The organism is Bacillus sp. CBEL-1, from assembly GCF_004348885.1.
In the GTDB taxonomy this organism is placed as follows: Bacteria; Bacillota; Bacilli; order Bacillales; family Bacillaceae_H; genus Priestia; species Priestia aryabhattai_A.
The window spans coordinates 883,993-901,789 of record NZ_SBIM01000013.1 but is presented as its reverse complement, the minus strand read 5'-3'; the positions used below and the strand labels follow the sequence as shown (position 1 = coordinate 901,789).

General features: G+C 36.5%; 21 protein-coding genes and 1 riboswitch. Of the genes, 19 read left to right on the top strand and 2 right to left on the bottom strand.

Annotated features, from left to right (window positions below; translation table 11 throughout):
- Positions 1-6 precede the first annotated feature (6 nt).
- The 5 genes from EPL02_RS14565 (at position 7) to EPL02_RS14550 (ending at position 3,149) form a co-directional block, all read left to right on the top strand.
- Positions 7-825 (top strand): serine/threonine protein kinase, encoded by an 819-nt coding sequence (locus EPL02_RS14565; RefSeq protein WP_131888104.1) that lies wholly within the window; start codon positions 7-9, stop codon positions 823-825.
- 30 nt (positions 826-855) lie between these two features.
- The gene (locus EPL02_RS14560) at positions 856-1,629 is read left to right on the top strand and encodes a sporulation protein (RefSeq protein ID WP_094912005.1); all 774 of its coding nucleotides are present in this window, start codon (positions 856-858) and stop codon (positions 1,627-1,629) included.
- Positions 1,630-1,689: 60 nt separating this feature from the next.
- Positions 1,690-1,827 carry a hypothetical protein gene (locus EPL02_RS20975; RefSeq protein WP_165932541.1) on the top strand — a complete coding sequence of 46 codons (138 nt, stop codon included), beginning with the start codon at positions 1,690-1,692 and terminating at the stop codon, positions 1,825-1,827.
- Positions 1,828-1,902: 75 nt separating this feature from the next.
- A complete protein-coding gene (locus tag EPL02_RS14555) occupies positions 1,903-2,550 on the top strand; it encodes a phosphatase PAP2 family protein (RefSeq protein WP_131888103.1) in 648 nt (215 codons plus the stop codon).
- A 278-nt stretch (positions 2,551-2,828) separates the two neighbouring features.
- Positions 2,829-3,149: a hypothetical protein gene (locus EPL02_RS14550; protein ID WP_131888102.1), complete on the top strand. Its 321-nt coding sequence runs from the start codon at positions 2,829-2,831 to the stop codon at positions 3,147-3,149.
- 40 nt (positions 3,150-3,189) lie between these two features.
- On the opposite strand, the gene EPL02_RS20970 is transcribed toward EPL02_RS14550, so the two are convergent.
- The gene (locus EPL02_RS20970; RefSeq protein WP_165932585.1) at positions 3,190-3,342 is read right to left on the bottom strand and encodes a hypothetical protein; all 153 of its coding nucleotides are present in this window, start codon (positions 3,340-3,342) and stop codon (positions 3,190-3,192) included.
- Between the two features lie 198 nt (positions 3,343-3,540).
- On the opposite strand from EPL02_RS20970, the gene deoD reads away from it, so the two are divergent.
- The 3 genes from deoD (at position 3,541) to EPL02_RS14540 (ending at position 6,321) form a co-directional block, all read left to right on the top strand.
- The gene (deoD, locus tag EPL02_RS14545) at positions 3,541-4,245 is read left to right on the top strand and encodes a purine-nucleoside phosphorylase (RefSeq protein ID WP_094912008.1); all 705 of its coding nucleotides are present in this window, start codon (positions 3,541-3,543) and stop codon (positions 4,243-4,245) included.
- 49 nt (positions 4,246-4,294) lie between these two features.
- A riboswitch (yybP-ykoY riboswitch) is annotated at positions 4,295-4,455 on the top strand.
- 57 nt (positions 4,456-4,512) lie between these two features.
- Positions 4,513-4,686 carry a hypothetical protein gene (locus tag EPL02_RS20965; protein ID WP_165932584.1) on the top strand — a complete coding sequence of 58 codons (174 nt, stop codon included), beginning with the start codon at positions 4,513-4,515 and terminating at the stop codon, positions 4,684-4,686.
- A gap of 186 nt (positions 4,687-4,872) precedes the next feature.
- Positions 4,873-6,321 (top strand): SulP family inorganic anion transporter, encoded by a 1,449-nt coding sequence (locus EPL02_RS14540; RefSeq protein ID WP_131888101.1) that lies wholly within the window; start codon positions 4,873-4,875, stop codon positions 6,319-6,321.
- Positions 6,322-6,573: 252 nt separating this feature from the next.
- Here the strand turns inward: EPL02_RS14540 and EPL02_RS14535 are convergent, their stop codons facing one another.
- Entirely contained in the window at positions 6,574-7,740 is a 1,167-nt protein-coding gene (locus EPL02_RS14535; RefSeq protein WP_025911454.1) for an FtsW/RodA/SpoVE family cell cycle protein, read from the bottom strand.
- A gap of 342 nt (positions 7,741-8,082) precedes the next feature.
- On the opposite strand from EPL02_RS14535, the gene EPL02_RS14530 reads away from it, so the two are divergent.
- From EPL02_RS14530 to EPL02_RS14480, 11 genes are all read left to right on the top strand, one after another.
- Entirely contained in the window at positions 8,083-8,628 is a 546-nt protein-coding gene (locus EPL02_RS14530) for a hypothetical protein (RefSeq protein ID WP_131888100.1), read from the top strand.
- A 72-nt stretch (positions 8,629-8,700) separates the two neighbouring features.
- Positions 8,701-9,129, top strand: a complete 429-nt coding sequence (locus EPL02_RS14525; RefSeq protein WP_131888099.1) for a transporter — start codon at positions 8,701-8,703, stop codon at positions 9,127-9,129.
- Positions 9,130-9,359: 230 nt separating this feature from the next.
- A complete protein-coding gene (locus EPL02_RS14520) occupies positions 9,360-9,986 on the top strand; it encodes an FMN-dependent NADH-azoreductase (protein WP_131888098.1) in 627 nt (208 codons plus the stop codon).
- Between the two features lie 283 nt (positions 9,987-10,269).
- The gene (locus EPL02_RS14515; RefSeq protein WP_094912014.1) at positions 10,270-10,767 is read left to right on the top strand and encodes a PTS sugar transporter subunit IIA; all 498 of its coding nucleotides are present in this window, start codon (positions 10,270-10,272) and stop codon (positions 10,765-10,767) included.
- Positions 10,768-10,804: 37 nt separating this feature from the next.
- The gene (locus tag EPL02_RS14510; protein WP_094912015.1) at positions 10,805-11,632 is read left to right on the top strand and encodes a PRD domain-containing protein; all 828 of its coding nucleotides are present in this window, start codon (positions 10,805-10,807) and stop codon (positions 11,630-11,632) included.
- A gap of 232 nt (positions 11,633-11,864) precedes the next feature.
- Positions 11,865-13,250 (top strand): sucrose-specific PTS transporter subunit IIBC, encoded by a 1,386-nt coding sequence (locus EPL02_RS14505; RefSeq protein ID WP_094912016.1) that lies wholly within the window; start codon positions 11,865-11,867, stop codon positions 13,248-13,250.
- An 86-nt stretch (positions 13,251-13,336) separates the two neighbouring features.
- Positions 13,337-14,284 carry an aminoimidazole riboside kinase gene (locus EPL02_RS14500; RefSeq protein ID WP_131888097.1) on the top strand — a complete coding sequence of 316 codons (948 nt, stop codon included), beginning with the start codon at positions 13,337-13,339 and terminating at the stop codon, positions 14,282-14,284.
- A 361-nt stretch (positions 14,285-14,645) separates the two neighbouring features.
- Positions 14,646-14,909, top strand: a complete 264-nt coding sequence (locus EPL02_RS14495) for a hypothetical protein (RefSeq protein WP_131888096.1) — start codon at positions 14,646-14,648, stop codon at positions 14,907-14,909.
- Between the two features lie 32 nt (positions 14,910-14,941).
- Positions 14,942-15,715, top strand: a complete 774-nt coding sequence (gene yidC, locus EPL02_RS14490) for a membrane protein insertase YidC (protein WP_094912019.1) — start codon at positions 14,942-14,944, stop codon at positions 15,713-15,715.
- Between the two features lie 229 nt (positions 15,716-15,944).
- Positions 15,945-17,141 carry a PD40 domain-containing protein gene (locus EPL02_RS14485; RefSeq protein ID WP_131888095.1) on the top strand — a complete coding sequence of 399 codons (1,197 nt, stop codon included), beginning with the start codon at positions 15,945-15,947 and terminating at the stop codon, positions 17,139-17,141.
- A 34-nt stretch (positions 17,142-17,175) separates the two neighbouring features.
- Positions 17,176-17,676, top strand: a complete 501-nt coding sequence (locus tag EPL02_RS14480) for a GNAT family N-acetyltransferase (RefSeq protein WP_131888094.1) — start codon at positions 17,176-17,178, stop codon at positions 17,674-17,676.
- Positions 17,677-17,797 lie beyond the last annotated feature (121 nt).

Here is a 17,797-nt window from a genome sequence, read left to right as displayed (position 1 = left end):
GAAAAAATGAAACACTTTTTAAAATCGATTCAACGATTTCTAATAGATCGCCCTTTAAGACCAGGAATACTAATTAAGAATCGTTATAAAATTGACCGTGTTTTAGGAATGGGAAGCTACGGTATTACATACCTAGCTAAAGATCAAAAATTTGAAACACAAGTAGTAGTGAAGCAGCTACGTAAAACAAAACAAAAGCTTGAGCAAGGCAGGCGCGCTTTTGAGTATGAAAAAAAGATATTAGCAAGAATAGATCATCCACAAGTTCCTCGGCTACTGGACGTAGAGGAAAGTAGCGCTGGATTTTTTATTATAATGGACTATATTAACGGGAAGACGTTTGAAGATTTAATATTTGAACATCATCATAAATACAAAGAAAAAGATGTAGTTCAAATATTGCTACAAGTCATAGAAGTGATTCAATTTCTTCATCATGAAGGAATTGTTCACCGTGACTTGCGAATTCCAAACATTCTTAAGGTTGGTGATGTTATTTACATCATCGATTTTGGTTTAGCACGTTTTATTGGAGATGATGAACGAGTAGAAGGTTTAGTAACAGAACAGCAGTATATGAGAAGAACAACTGTTCAAAGTGATGTATACGCTTTAGGGCACTTCGCACTGTTTTTGCTGTACTCAGGCTATAAGCCTACTTCAAGAAAAGAGAAGAGTTGGGAAGAAGAGCTTCTGTTATCATCAGAGCTCACAGCAATCATTCGCAAAATGTTACAAACCGATGACTTTTATAAAGATATAATGCAACTCAAAGGGGATTTGCAGTTTCTTGTTGATAAAAATATGAAGTCTTTAAACTGGTAATATAGCGTAAAAATGGGGAGGATGGAATGAATGGCTTTATTTAATAAGATATTAGCTCGAATCGGTATTGGTGCTGCTAGAGTAGATGCAAAGCTAGTAAACGATGAATTTCGTGCAGGTGAAACAATTGAAGGAATTGTAGAAGTATATGGAGGAAATGTTGAGCAGAGGATTGATCGAATTTATTTACGTCTTTTTACATCATACGTAAAAGAAGTAGATGATAAAAAGGTCAAGCAGGATATACAGCTTAATGTATTCAAGGTTAATGAGCCATTTACTATTCAGCCAGCTGAAAAAAAAGAAATTCCTTTTACTTTCCAACTACCTGATGATACACCTGTTACGCTTGGGAAGACAAGAGTATGGGTGGCAACAGGTTTAGATATTAAAGATGCAGTAGACCCATCAGATATTGATTATGTGAAAGTTCTTCCCAATTTGATGGTCACAAGCGTTATGAAATCAATGGAAGACCTTGGATTTCGACTGCGACAAGTGGAGTGCGAAGAAGCACCAAGAAGAATGCGAAAGAGACTTCCTTTTGTACAAGAATTTGAATTTGTTCCAGCCAACGGCCCTTATTATGGAAAGTTAGACGAAGTAGAGGTAATTGTCCAATCAGTAGGAAACAGCCAATATGAGCTATTGCTAGAAATTGACCGTAAAGCTCGAGGATTTGGCGGCTTTTTATTTGAGGTATTGGACGCTGATGAATCTCTTGTACGGATTACAGTATCTGAAAGTGAGATTCCTCAGCTATCTGCGACTCTAGAGCGAGTTATTTCAAGATATAGCGTATAAGTTAGGATAGTCTGTCTTTCTTCTTCACATATTAAACGTGTGAGGAAGGGAGGGAAAACCATGTCTCATAAAAAAAGTAATCAAACACATCAAAAAGGAATGAAAAAGTCGTCACGTCAACAGCCGGAATTCTCGAATGAATTTGTTATGAATCAAGCACCAAAGCCTGAACACTATAAGCAGCCTAAAAAAGACTAACGACTACATAAGGAGCATGTATTTGCATGCTTCTTATTCATTCTTTCCTTATCGTTTAATGGAGGAGAGCACAACATGTTAACGCGAAGACAATATATTGTTACGGTCTGCATTGCACTTGCTTTATTTTTAATTCTAATGCTCACGTATAAAACACCTGTTGTAAAAGAGTTGGATTATAATGTATTACATACCATCTTTGAGTGGAGGACAAGCTGGCTAACGTCATTTTTTATTTTTATTACAACGTTAGGATCATGGCATATTACTGCGCCGACCTGGCTTGTTCTGGTCATGCTGTTAATGTATAAGCGTCAAGGAGTGGCCGCCTTATTTATTACCATTGTTTTTTGGGGGATTAGAGGGTTAAATTGGCTGTTAAAAGAAATATTTGAACGTCCCCGCCCAGAGTGGAGTCAGCTAGTTGATGCATCACACTATAGCTTTCCAAGCGGTCATGCTATGAATTCCAGTGCTTTTTTTGTTGGCCTTCTATGCCTTGTGTTCATATATACAAGAACGCAAAGTGTGAGAATAATCGCTTCTTTATGCCTTATCCTTCTAATCCTTTTAGTTGGGTTCAGCCGCATGTATTTAGGGGTTCATTATTTAACAGATATTTTGGCTGGCTATGCTTTGGGCATCTCTTGGGCACTTAGTATGTATCAGCTATATAATAAACTTATGTATTCATCTTTAAAACGGTACCAGTTCCCCACATAATACCATTACAGATTTTTAACAAATATTTCATTTTATTAATTTAGGGCCCAACCTTTATCTACTAACTTTATTGAGATGATACACTAGTAAAAGCATGGCGTCCGCCATGCTTTTTTGGAGAACTTTATGCTGAGGTCGTTTAATTATAAAAGAAAGTACAAATAAAAACATGTATTTGAAATGAAGGATTTTAATCTATCTATCGCTAATATAAATGACATGGTATTAATTTATACATAGGGTACAGGATAGAATATTGAGGTTTGGAGGGAAGACATTTGAATGTGTGGACAAATTTAAAAAAGCAGTTAAATATCATTACAGAATACGACGTTACAATTATGCAGACAGAAGAAAAAGGAGAAAAAAGAGGATATAAACCAGTTCATCGTTTGACGGTCAAAGCTCTGGACCATCAAGATGCAGCGGTTAAAGTCTTTCAACAGTTCAACATTGCTGACAATCTCCCAAAAGAATGCAATGCCCGCTTTATTAGTACAGGAGATATCATACTAATTGATGAAGGCACCCGAGGAAAGTATTACTATAAACTTTGGACGGATGGATGGCAAAGAGTAAATCGACTTCACGTTCGGTAAAGCAAAGCGACCCATAAGGCCGCCTTTTTTGCTGAAAAAATTAATAGTCGCGCGTATGGTGTCCGGGACCATTTTTGCGTTTGTTTGCCGTGTATTCATCCCCATGTGCCTCTTGCTCCGCAATAATAGCTTCTTGAGGAATGTGATTGTTTTTCTTTGGTGAATTAATGCGATTACGATGTTTTTTGCCCATATGATCACCTCATTTATTCAAAAGTAGTATTCCTCAGTAGTTTTCCTCGAAAAGCGTTTTTCATTAAGCCATTTTTTTCAGTACATAGTTCTGCAAAAATATTGGAATAATGAAAGGCAGAGAAAGAAATCAGTAGTGAATTCGACAAATTATGTTATAGTGAAAAGGTAACATTTTTACACAATAGGAGGTACAAAGATGAGTGTACATATTGGGGCAAAAAAAGGTGAAATTGCAGAAACGATCTTACTCCCTGGAGATCCGCTTCGTGCGAAATACATTGCGGAAACATTTCTAGAAGATGTAACTTGCTATAATGAAGTTCGTGGCATGTTAGGTTTTACAGGAACATATAAAGGAAAACGTGTGTCCGTACAAGGAACAGGAATGGGTGTTCCATCTATTGCTATTTATGTAAATGAGTTAATGAGTGAATATGGTGTTCAAAACTTAATTCGTGTCGGAACTTGTGGAGCAATTCAAAAAGATGTAAAAGTTCGCGACGTTATTTTAGCTATGTCTTCATCAAGTGATTCACAAATGAATCGCGTGAAATTTGGACCTATTGACTATGCGCCAACGGCAAATTTTGATTTATTAAAGCGCGCATATGACGCTGGGGTTGAAAAAGGATTGCATTTAAAAGTGGGGAACGTCTTCACTTCTGATCAATTTTATAATGAAGATGGGCAGTTAGAAAAGCTAGCTGCACACGGAGTACTGGCAGTCGAGATGGAAACAACAGCACTTTATACATTAGCGGCTAAATATGGGCGTAATGCGCTGTCTGTTTTAACAGTAAGTGATCACATCTTTACAGGTGAAGAAACAACAGCTGAAGAGCGTCAAACGACATTTAATGATATGATTATTGTTGCTCTAGAAGCAGCAATCAATGAGTAATAAATAGTTGAATTTCGTTCAGAACTTCCTTATAATATCTTTATAAATAAGATTCCTTAAAGGGGAGTAGCGTCAGGTTCTTTCCTGAAATAAAGTCGACATCTCGTAGAAAAATCTACCGGCTTTATTGGCATATTGAAACAATGTCTAGCAAGACCTTTACCGATTAGTGGTGAAGGTCTTTTATTGTTTAATTTAGAAATAAAAGATGTAACCATAATCGTTTGTTCTTATTTTTATGTTAAAAAGAGGAGAAGCGATGGTTCGTTGAAACAAAAAAAGAAGCTATTTTTAATGGTAGCATTTCTTGTATTGAGTAAATTATTTTTACTTGCAATGTTGACTCTAGAGGTGAAAAACCCTCCTCGATTTCAACATTTATTTGGCTTAATTCCGGTCAGCTATTCATTAAATTATACGGAAGTTCCACCTCGACGTTAATGAGTAGGACTTCACTAAAAAAGAGCGTGCAGGTTGCGCTCTTTTTTAGTGGGATAGATTGTTCAATCTGGTGGTGAAAATATATTTTCAATTCAAAGAAGGTATGATACGATAACCTACGTTCAAAACGGCTTTGGTTTTCGTGAGAGTCGAAAATCAATTTACTATATACTATGAGGTGATTTAGTGAACGTAGCAGCTATTAAGCAACAGTGGTTTTCAAATGTTCGGGGAGATATCCTCTCAGGAATGACTGTTGCTCTTGCATTAATTCCCGAAGCACTTGCATTTTCAATTATTGCAGGAGTAGATCCTATGGTAGGTCTATATGCTTCTTTTTGTATGGCAATTGTCATTGCATTTACGGGAGGGCGACCGGCAATGATTTCTGCAGCAACTGGTGCAATGGCTCTTTTAATGATTGATTTAGTGAAAAATCATGGGGTTGAGTATTTGTTTGCAGCGACAATTCTAACTGGAATTATTCAGCTTGTTTTAGGTATCTTGAAAGTTGGAAGATTTTTATCATTTTTACCACAAACGGTCATGTTTGGTTTTGTTAACGCGTTAGGAATCTTAATTTTCACCGCCCAGCTTCAGCATTTTAAAGGTGCGAACTGGGCTATGTACGCGATGGTAGCAGGAACATTACTAATTGTGTATGTATTCCCTCTTGTAACCAAACTAGTTCCAGCACCGTTAGTAGCAATTGTATTCATGACGGCCGTAGCCATTTTTGGTGGAGGGTTTGGCTTGAAAACGGTAGGAGATATGGGCGAGATTACGCGTACACTACCATTTCTTCATTTTCCAGCAGTAGAATTATCATTACAAACATTACTAATTATCTTACCCTATTCACTGCCGTTAGCGATTGTTGGTTTGTTAGAATCATTACTAACTGCGACAGTTTTAGATGATATGACGAATACGGATTCTAATAAAAATAAAGAAGCACGTGGACAAGGACTTGCCAACATTGTGACTGGCCTATTCGGTGGAATGGCAGGGTGTGCTATGATTGGACAATCTGTAATCAACGTAAAGTCCGGTGGGCGCGGAAGACTTTCAACACTTATAGCAGGCGTGTTTTTATTATTTTTAATTATGGTGTTAGGTGATGTTGTAAAGCAGATTCCAATGGCTGCGCTTGTTGGCGTCATGTTTATGGTAGCGGTAGGGACGTTTGATTGGCAGTCTGTTAAAGACATTCATAAATATCCTATATCGGACTCTGTTGTTATGATTGCAACGGTTGTTGTTGTACTACTTACACATAATTTAGCGTTAGGAGTTATGGTTGGTATTGTCATTAGTACAGTCGTGTTGGGGTGGAAAATGGCGAGATTGACCATAGTAAGAGAAGAAGAGTCTGATCGAATAGTCTATTATATTAACGGTCCTCTTTTCTTTGCAACAACAACAGCTTTTGTAAATGCATTTCATTACGAAGGTGAGCAAATGACAATCGTAATCGATTTTTCAAACTCTTACGTCTGGGACCAATCTGCGATGTTAGCCGTGGCAAAAGTGGTAGGAAAACATGAAAGTAATAATAAAAAGGTAGTATTACAAGGGATGAACAGGGCTACCCAAAAAGTAATGGGGCGAATTGGCTTAGAATCTTCAATATAGATAGCATAAAGAGGTGATTAATCACCTCTTTATTTTATTGAGAAGACTTTTCCAAAATAACAAGGTTACCGAGGACGAATCCACTATACAATTATGTTGTTTCTTTTGAAGTAAATCATATGCTTTGCGACGATATTGATAGTCAAACATTATAATCACCTCGTAAAATTAAAAATGTAAGCGGTTTTATTTATAAGCTTAGCAGAATCTAAGTAAAATAAAAAGAGCGGAGTCTATACCGCTCTTTTTGTTTTACTCTGTACCAAACATATAACGTTTTTGGTGCCAAGATATTCCAAACATTAATCCAATGGCAAACATACTTCCCATTAAGGAGCTACCTCCATAAGAAATAAACGGTAGAGGAATACCAGTTATTGGTAACACTTGGATTGTCATACCAATATTTTGGAAGACGTGGAAGGTAATCATTGTAATGACACCTACGCATAAATAAGAGTTAAATTCATTTTTTGTTTCTAATCCAAGCTTAATTAAGTAATAAATAAGAAGGAAAAATAAGCTGATAACGATACTTCCTCCGATAAAACCGAACTCTTCACCTATTACAGCAAAGATAAAGTCCGTTTGACTTTCTGGAATATAAACAACGCCATTTCCCGGACCTTTTCCGTTAACCATACCCGAACCGATAGCATTCAGTGATTTTACTAAGTGATATGCTTCACCTGTACTGTAAGTCGTCGGGTCTAGCCATGCATAAATTCGACCAAACTGATACTGCTTAACACCTAAGTATTTTTCAAGGAAGTCCGGAGCATAAATTACTAGTGCAAGAATGCCAGCACCGATTGAACCAAGCCCTAAAAAAGCTGGAACAATTAGTTTCCACGTTACTCCTGATACAAAGACCAGACCTACAAAAATTGCTAATAAAACAAGTGCTGTTCCCAAATCCGGTTGCTGCATCACAAGCAGTAAAGGGAATCCTAGTGTTGCACCCATTTTGGCTAGCAATAAAAGGTCTTCACGTATCGTGCGAATGCGATATTTTTCATTGTGCTTGACAATAATGTTACTCAATACAATAATCAAAAAAACTTTTACGAACTCAGAAGGTTGTAATGAAAAGCCAGGTAGTGTAAACCAACTTTTTGCACCGTTAATTTCTCGAGCAATACTGCTCGGTGCAATAATTAAGAAAATTAGAAGGAAGTTTCCAAAACCATAGAAGACCCACGAGAGTTTTTGTAATTGATCAGAATCTAGTCGCATTACAAATGCAATAATCACTGCTCCAATTACGTAGAAAGCAACTTGTTTAATAACAAAGTTTGAATCATATTGTCCAATAGTTTGTGCACTATTAATAGCAGTAATACTTACGCAGAAAAAAAGAAAGAGAAGAAAAGCTAAATTCCAGTCAAATCTACTAACATTTCGTTGATTTTCACCCATATTATTCACCTGTCAATATCGAATCTAATTATATTCTTACTGTGGCATACTAGTGCTAAACCACAGGAGATACCTTCATTATGATGAAGATAATATCATACAGCCTCTTATTATACATGAATCATTCTACAATATAAATAGGTCAAACGATAACATTTTATCTTTTCCATCTTCTTGCTAGATTTTTAAGGTAGATAGGACTAAATCTAGCAACCTTATCATAGAGATTACTATATAAAGAGATAATTTAATCAATTGCTAATCACTAGTAAATTTAATAGATAAAAATGAAAATTGAGTGAAAAAGCTTTTTATATAATAGAGGAAAAGGAGGATTAGCTTATGGTTTGGGGCGTGGTTCTTGTAGGCTTATTTATTTGGTGTTCTTGTTATTATACAGTGTGTCATCATGGTTATATATCAACAAAAGCTGGTAATTTAGCTGCCGTATATACGGCAATGAGTACAAGTTTTATAACCGCTTTTACGATGTTTGTATTGGTGGAAGAAACGCTTATGTTCTCAAGTGTTTGCGCTGCTTGTGCAGGTATAGGGGTAGGTTGGTTTATTGCGATTCCTTTCACGGTGAAAACAATTATAGGTAGTATTGTTAGCGGTATTATTGCTAGTTTCAGTTTTTATACAATCCACGTCTTTTGGTCATATAGCAGTGAATTTTTATGGGCAATCTTTATTCTAATTTCTGTAGTAGGAAGCAGCCAGGCACTCTTTAAAATTTTAAAAGAAATTCCTATGTTTGAATCAGTTTTTGTTAAGCGTTGTATTCAACATCCTCTTGTTTTAACCCCAATCTTTGTTTTGATTTTTTTTATATATAAATTTATTGAACGCTACATGCCGCAATATGATCCTACTCGAAAAACCTAGTTCATGGGTATTCACCTATTCAAATAGTGAAGCATATAGTAATTTACATGCACATTGGAAAGGAGAATATATATGTATCGATATTATTATGATCCCCGCTTTCAAATTATATTTCCTGGACAGGGGGGGCAAGGCTTTCCACCGGGACCACCAGGACAGGGAGGGAGTTTTTTACCACCACCACCACCACCTCCAGGCCAGGGGGGCGTACCAGGTTTCCCCCCATCTTCTGGTCAGAGTGGTCCACCACCAGGTCCACCGCCAGCTTTTACACCTCAATTAGCTTCCTCAGGAGGGCCATCTCTTTATGCAGTAGATCCTGGTTCAATAGCAGGTTGTCTATATAAGTATACTTATATTTGGGCAAGAGGAGGGCGTTCATATTGGTTCTATCCAACATATGTTGGACGTAAATCGGTAGCAGGATATCGTTGGACTGGATTTAACTGGATATATGCTGGAATTGACTTAGATCGAGTGAATGAATTTCAGTGTTATTAAAAAGAAGAGCGTTACATCCGTAACGCTCTTCTTTACTATGTAGAAAATAAAGAAAATTCTTCTGTTACTCTTTGAATAAGAACAGTAATTACATAAAATAAAAAACTTATTCAAACGGTTGACGATTAGGAAATAGAATCATATAATATATCTTGAATCCGAGATAATAAAATAATCGAAAATCTCGAAATAAAAATAAATGATTTAAAGATAAATAGGAGATGTTAACTATGACAAACGTATTATATGTGAAAGTAAATCCACAAGTTGATGAAGCGTCCTTTTCAACGCGATTAGCTCAAGCATTTTTAGATGAGTATCAAACAGTGAATCCAAGTGATACAGTAACAACAGTCGATCTTTATAAAGAAGGCGTTCCTTTAATTGATTCTGATGTGTTAAGCGCTTGGGGGAAAGCAGGAGCAAATCAAGAACTAACAGCAGATGAAGCAGTAAAAGTTGAGCGTATGGGAGCACTATTAGAGCAGTTCTTACAAGCTGATAAAGTAATTTTTTCAGCACCGATGTGGAATTTAAGCTTCCCACCACTTATGAAAGCATACATTGATAACATTCTAATTGCGGGAAAAACGTTCAAGTACACTGAAAGCGGACCTGTTGGATTAGCTACTGGAAAGAAAGTAGCCCTATTAGAAGCACGCGGTGGCGTTTATAGCGAAGGCCCGGCTGCAGAACTTGAATTTACACAGAAATACTTCCGCACTGTTATGAGCTTTATTGGCATTCAAGATGTTGATTTAGTTGTTGCAGAAGGTATGGCTTATACACCAGCAGAAGCAGATCAAATTTTAACTAATGCAATAGAAAAAGCAAAAAACGTGGCGAAGACATTTTAATAAGCAGTGAAAAAAGAGTATGGTAACTATCCTACTCTTTTTTTATTTCAGTAAGTTAAATTAAATTCAATATTATTCCAGTTGAAGAACTTTTTTATTTACAATATATCGTAGGCATGTTTAAATAATGAACATATTTATCTCAATATCCTAATGTAATAAGGGAAGTCTTATATACAGATTTTGGGGACATAGGAAGAAGGTTCTTCTTAATAAAGTTGCGTTTTTCAAAGTTAATAAAGGGGTATGCTACCAATAAAATGATAAAGGAAAGGTGATTGACATGTTTAAAAAACTTTTTGGCGGTAAGACAAAATCTAAAGAAACAGTAGTAACAGCACCAATGACTGGGAAAATTCTTCCATTAGAGCAGGTTCCAGACCCGGTGTTTTCTCAAAAAATGATGGGCGATGGATTTGCTATTGAACCAACGGATGGACAAGTAGTATCTCCAGTGGCAGGAGAAGTAGTTCAATTATTCCACACGAAGCATGCTGTTGGATTAAAAACAGAAGCAGGTACAGAAGTACTTATACATATTGGACTGGAAACAGTAGCAATGGAAGGGGAAGGCTTTGAAGCGCATATTCAGGCAGGCGATAAAGTAGAAGTAGGTACACCTCTTATTACTTTTGATTTACCATTAGTAACAGAAAAAGCGAAAAGCATAATTACGCCTGTTGTCATTACAAATAGCGATGCAGCAGATTCATTTGAAATTGTAGCAAGTGGCGATGTTCAAAAAGGACAAACTCAATGTGCGAAAGTGACAATGAAATAAATTTGTCACCTTCTTCCTGCTGAGGAGGAATAACCGGTTGAAAATATTTAAAGTACTAAACAACAATGCAGCTGTTGTAAAAGAAGGGAAAATTGAAAAGATTGTAATGGGGCCGGGAATTGCCTTTCAAAAAAGTAAAAATGATATTTTAAATAAAGCTAAAGTTGAAAAAGTTTTTGTGATGAAAGAAGAAAATGAAAAATTTCAGGAAATATTAAAAAGCTTACCTGAAGAGCATATTCAAGTAGCAGAAGAAATTATTTCATATGCAGAACAGCAACTAGGCGTTACGCTTAGTGATCATGTTCATATTGCTTTAAGTGATCACTTATCATTCGCAATTGAAAGGTTATCTCGAGGAATTGTCATTCAAAATAAACTGTTACATGAAATTAAAGCACTGTATCGTCCAGAATATGATATTGGTGTGTGGGCGATTGAACAAGTTTCCAAACGTTTAAAAGTTCAAATGCCAATTGATGAAGCGGGCTATATCGCTCTTCATATTCATACAGCTAAACTGCATACATCCAATATGGAACAGGTAATGATGAATACAACAATCATTAACGAAATGATTGAGATTATTAAAGAAGAACTTGAGCTCAAAATTGATGAAGAGAGCATTTCCTACCAGCGATTACTCACTCATTTGCGCTTTGCGCTAAATCGAATTGCTGAAGATGAGCCTTTTCATTCAATGGATGAAGAAATGCTGAACATGCTGCAAACTAAGTACAAGCGTGCTTACACATGTGCTTTAAAAATTGGGGCATTTCTAAAAGCTGAATATGATATAAACTTTCCACCTTCTGAACTTGGCTATATTACGCTCCATATTGAAAGAATTGGGCAAAGACCCTAAAAAAGTCTTGACGAACAATGTCGAAATAGATACAATGAAAGCGTATTAATTGAATAAGCGGGATTGTGACTGGTTAAGCAGGCAAGACCTAAAATGCGTAAAAGATGTATGCACTGCGGTTGTGCATATGTATTTGAATGCGCGTTTTAGGTCTTTTTTTGTTGTCATCGTGCATGAGGCTAGTTAGGTCGCAGAAACTATAGTAAAAACAATAAATAAAGGGGGAATTCGCATGGATGTGAAAGAAATTGCGAAAAAGCTTGTTCCGCTTTTGGGTGGAAAAGAAAACGTTGTCAGTGCTCAGCACTGTGCGACACGCTTGCGCTTAGTTATTCGAGACGAAAGCAAAATCGATCAAAAAGGTTTGGATGAAATAGACGATATTAAAGGTGCTTTCTCTAATTCAGGACAATTTCAAATTATTTTTGGCACAGGACTTGTTAATAAAGTACATGCAGAACTTATGAAAGAGCTAGGCGTAGAGCACCAAAAAGCAGAAAAGCCAGCAGATCATCAAGAAGAAATGAAGAAAAAGATGAATCCGTTCGCAAGGTTCGCTCGTATGCTTTCAAATATTTTTGTTCCAATCATTCCTGCCATTGTAGCAAGTGGTTTATTAATGGGTCTACTTGGAATGATGAAAGCATTTAAGTGGGTTTCAGAAGATAGCTCACTGTTTATTTTACTGGACATGTTTTCGAGCTCAGCATTTATCATCTTACCAATCTTAATAGGGTTTTCAGCTGCTAAGGAATTTGGAGCCAATCCATATTTAGGAGCCGTAATGGGTGGAATATTAACCCATCCAATGCTATTAAACCCATGGACCTTAGCAGATGCCAAGCCTGAATATATGGATTTTTTAGGATTGAGTATCCCATTGATTGGCTATCAAGGTACGGTTGTACCGATTTTACTTGCGATTTATGTAATGAGCAAAATTGAAAAAGGTTTGCGTAAAGTTGTTCCAAATGCAATTGATTTACTAGTAACACCATTTTTGACGGTTATTGTTACAGGGTTTATCTCACTGTTATTTATTGGGCCATTTGGAAGATATATTGGTGATTTGATTTCAATTGGTTTACAATCAATGTATGATGTAGCTGGTGTATTTGCTGGTATTGTGTTTGGTGGTTTGTATTCTACGATTGTATTAACAGGACTACAACATAGTTTTCATGCAATTGAAGCGGGCCTTCTGGCAAATCCTAATATCGGAGTTAATTTCTTATTACCAATATGGGCATGCGCTAATGTTGCACAGGGTGGCGCCGGCTTGGCGGTATATTTTAAAACAAAGAATGCAAAAACAAAGAAAATTGCAATTCCAGCCGCTGTTTCTTCGTTTCTTGGCATTACTGAACCAATTATTTTTGGTGTAAACTTAAAGTTACGTAAACCATTTATTGCAGCAGCTATAGGTGGTGCTGCTGGTGGTGGATATGTGGTACTAACGAATGTTGTTGCAAACGCATACGGTTTAACAGGTATCCCAATGATGGCTATTGCAGCTCCGCTAGGAATGAGTAATTTAATTAACTATATTATTGGAATGGTCATTTCAGTAGGGGTAGCGTTTATTGTTACGTGGTTTATGAAATTAGAAGAGGAATAAAGAAGATGAAAGAAAAGTAGGAGTAAAACAAAGGTTCATTTTACTCCACTTTTCTTAATTTATATTATAAAGAAAGAGGGAGAAAAATGAAAAATGGTGTTATTTCATTAGGAGAAGCGTTAATTGATTTTATTCCATTAGATCATACGAATCTTACATATCAAAAAAGCCCAGGAGGTGCGCCTGCCAACGTGGCGGTAGGAGTGTCAAGGTTAGGGTTGAAATCTACATTCCTTGGAAAAGTTGGAAATGATGTATTGGGTCATTTTCTAAAAGATACGCTTGACGAATACGGCGTTGATACAACAAATATGCAGCTTACGGATGAAGCACGTACGGGAGCGGTTTTCGTTACGTTAGATAAAGACGGTGACCGCAGCTTTAATTTTTACATTGACCCAAGTGCAGATCGCTTTTTACACGAAGCAGAAATTGACGAAGAGCTATTTAAAGAACATCGAATTCTTCACTTTGGAACAATTTCAATGATTAGTGAACCTTCACGCTCTGCTACTTTGAAATCTGTAGAACTGGCGAAGAAGAATGATGTTCTTGTGTCATTCGATCCTAATGTTCGTTTAACGTTGTGGAAAGATGAAGAAAAATTGAAACGTACAATTGTGGAGATGCTTCCAAAGGCAGATATTGTAAAGCTTTCAGAGGAAGAGCTTACTTTTATTACTGGAAAAGAAACGGTTGAAGAAGGATTAGAAGTGCTAAGCCATTATGCTATCCCGCTTTTAATTATTACATTAGGAGCAGAGGGCAGCCTTGCTGTATCTTCTAAAGCAAAAGTAACTATTTCTGCTATGAAAGTAAATGCTGTTGATACAACAGGGGCAGGAGATGCCTTTGTGTCTGGGATGCTTTATTCTATTAATCAATATAATGGTCAGCTTTCAAACTTAACGGAAGAAGAACTTACTTCTTTTGGACGCTTTGCAAGTGTTTCTGGAGGATTAGCAGCTTCAACAAAAGGTGCGATGACGGCATTACCTACAATTCAAGAAGTTGAAAAGCTTCTTGTAAAATAAAAAATAAGCTGGGTCATAAGTAATTCAGTCAATGATAAACCTGAACGATTGAGAGTTTCTTACTTTTAATTATTCAGGTTTATTTGTTGGTTGTGAAAACAGTTTGAGAAACAGGGTAGAATGGCAGTAGCGCAATGGAACGAACGTGTTCTGACAAGGTAAAGATATAAGAAAAGAGAGTGTTCGTCTTTTGGAAATTTGTTTTGTGATGTCCCACACTCTGTCTATAAAATATAAGCCTTGGTGAAACTTTTTCACAAATAAACCGTAGAAGATAAAGGCGTACGTATTGTGTCAGCACATTGTAAATGCTACACTACTAGTAGATTCATTAACTACAGTTTAGAAAGAGAGTAAACATATGGATTTTTATCATGATTTGTTTCTATATGTTCCGTACTTAACTGCCCTTATGGCTTATGTAGTCTGCTATTATATGCTTCGGGAATCGAGGTATGTAGCGGTACGTACAGAGGAGCTAAGAGAGTCCACTTGCATTCAAACTAGCGTGGCAGTATTTGCGGCATGGAAGCGTTTGAAGACGCTTATTCATGTATATAGAAAAACACCGGTAAAAGAAAAAAACACAGATGAAGAAGACCCTTTCCTTCTTGTTTTCGCTTAACGTAATCATTTAAACAATTAGGAGGAAAGAAAATGAAACGACATTATAAATTATTAGCAGTTTTAGGAATGGTATTAATTGCACTAGCAGGATGTAGTACACAGAATCCTGTTACGTCTACAAGCGGCGGGTTTTGGGATCACTACTTTGTGTATCCTTTGTCTCTTGCGTTAACAAATGTAGCAGAATTTCTTGGTGGTAGTTATGGATTATCTATCATTGCTGTCACAATTATTATTCGTCTAGTTCTACTACCTCTTATTTTAAAGCAACAAAAAAGCACTATGGCTATGCAAGCATTACGTCCTGAAATGGAAGCTATTCAAAAAAAATATGCAGGTAAGAAAGATCCTGAAACGCAGCAAAAGCTTCAAAAAGAAATGATGGCGTTATATCAAAAGCACCAAATTAATCCTTTAGGCGGATGTTTGCCTATTTTGATTCAAATGCCAATTATCTTTGCGTTTTATAACGCTATTGCACGTACGGAAGAAATTGCACAGCATTCATTTTTATGGGTAAGTTTAGGTGCCCCAGATCCATACTTTATTTTACCAATTGTTGCAGCTGTTACGACATTCTTACAAATTCGTGTAAGTATGACCGATGAAATCCAGCCTCCAATGAAGATGATGATGAATATTATGCCAGTATTTGTATTAGTTGCGGGTTTTACACTTCCATCAGCTTTAGCTCTATATTGGGTGATTGGTAACTTATTTGGTATTGGACAAGGTTATTATTTGAAAAAGAGAATGACGTTATTAAAAAGCAAATCAGATACTAAACCAGCTCCTACTAAGTAAGTAAAAAAGGCAGTCGTATGTATATACGACTGCCTTTTTGTTTTGGGTAACAACATTTTGGTTGTGAAAAATATATAAATTGAATTCATTTACATACTTTCAAGGTATAACAACGAGACTTCTTAAACAGAAGTCTTTTTTACAGTTTTTTGTCATGAGATGTTTGAATTTGTGCAAGGATAAGAAGAAGTATATATGAGAGATAAATTTAATAACAAGGAGTGACAAGATGAGACGCTTTTTCTTATGCTTCTTCATGATAGTATTACTTCCAAACACAGTTCAATCAGCTTCTAATTTTAAGGTGAGTTTTATTCGAGATGGTGACGTATGGATTTATGAAAACGGAAAAGAAACAAAAATTCCTTCAAGCAATGAGGCAAGTGAACCGGTTTGGTCAAAGGATGGTTCCTATATCGCCTATAAAAACGGAAAATCGTTGATGGCCGCTAGCGTAAAAGGTAAGCAAACCGAAATTGAAAAGAATGTACAAAGCTATCAATGGTCACCAACTGGTATGGAGTTAGCTTACATATCAAACAACATTTTAACTATTTATAACGTTAAGCAAAAGAAAAAAAGCCACGTAGCCCTTGGTGTTGATCAATTTTCATGGTTCCCAGACGGTGAAAAATTTTTAATAACGGAGTCGGCGACGCTATCACCGAGAGGTTGGGGAGCGGTTAAGTTATATACAGTTGAAAAAAATGCAAACTTAGATATAAAAAAGGTTGAACCTTTTGCAACCTTGCCCCACCCCAGCGACTCCTTTTTTGCTTATACAACGAGTGAATTTAAGTGGTCAGAAAATGGCCATTGGATTAGCTTTTTAGCTATTCCGACAGCTTCTATGTCAGCGGATGGAAACACGCTATGCGTCATAACTTCTGAGGGCAAAGCTTTTCAAACAATCGGTACAATGCTAAACGTATCAAATTGGTTTAAATGGTCTCCACATCAGCAAGAGTTAGCTTTTATTAACGGAGAAGGTCGAATTGCTACTGAAAATAAAACGTTTACTTTAAAAGAAATGCCTGTTTTTAAAGAACATATCTTTACTCCAAAAGGGTTTGCTGATTGGGACTTTACATGGGCGGCGGATAAGCAAATTATTATTTCACGAGTACAGGAATCGGATTGGTCAAACGACGTTAAGAAACGGCCGCTTCCCTCACTTTATACAATTAACTTATCAAAAAACGAGCAAGAAAAATTAACCAATCCTTTAAAAGGGTGGGGAGATTATGCACCAACATATATAAATCACTCTAAGCAAACCTTATGGATACGTACAAATGGCAAAAGTGCCAACATTATGTCTGGTAGTACCAAGCAAGAGAAAGTCCTTATTAAAGATATTGATGTGCCCGCTAATTATTATGATTTATATCGGTGGAGTGATGTTTTCACTGTATACGAGCCCTAATATGTAAGAAAATAAGCGAAAACCAGGTGAGGATATGAACATTCGGTTATTAACGAAAGAAGATGCAGATATTTATTGGGAGCTACGTTTAAGAGCCCTGCGAGATCATCCAGAAAGTTTTGTTTTAAGTTATGAAGAAGAATGTGAAAAAGAAGTGTCAGATATTCGCAAGCAGTTTCCTACGCTTGAAGATGAGTTTATTGTGGGAGGTTTTCTTGATGATAAACTGGTTGGAATTGTAGGGTATAAAAAACAAAAGCCTTTAAAAGTTCAGCATAAAGGAGAGGTTTGGGGAATGTACGTAGCTCCGGAAGCGAGGGGGATGGGGCTTGGAAAATCACTTTTAAAAACAGTTATTGAACAAGCTTCAAAATCAAAAGAGCTGCTGCAAATCTATCTTGTAGTAGCGGCTAATAATCCAGGCGCCAAAGCTCTGTACACGTCTTTAGGATTTAAAAGTTATGGATTTGAAAAACAAGCTTTACACGTAGATGATAAATTCATTGATGAAGAACATATGGTTCTTTATATGTAGAAGAGGAAAAGGGGCGGAGACATAAGCATTGCAGTGAATTAGGTATCCAAGTGATTGCGAATGAACTTGCAATCATTTGGATATTTTTGTTTGCTTTGAAAATAAGTTAACAAGCGAGTGT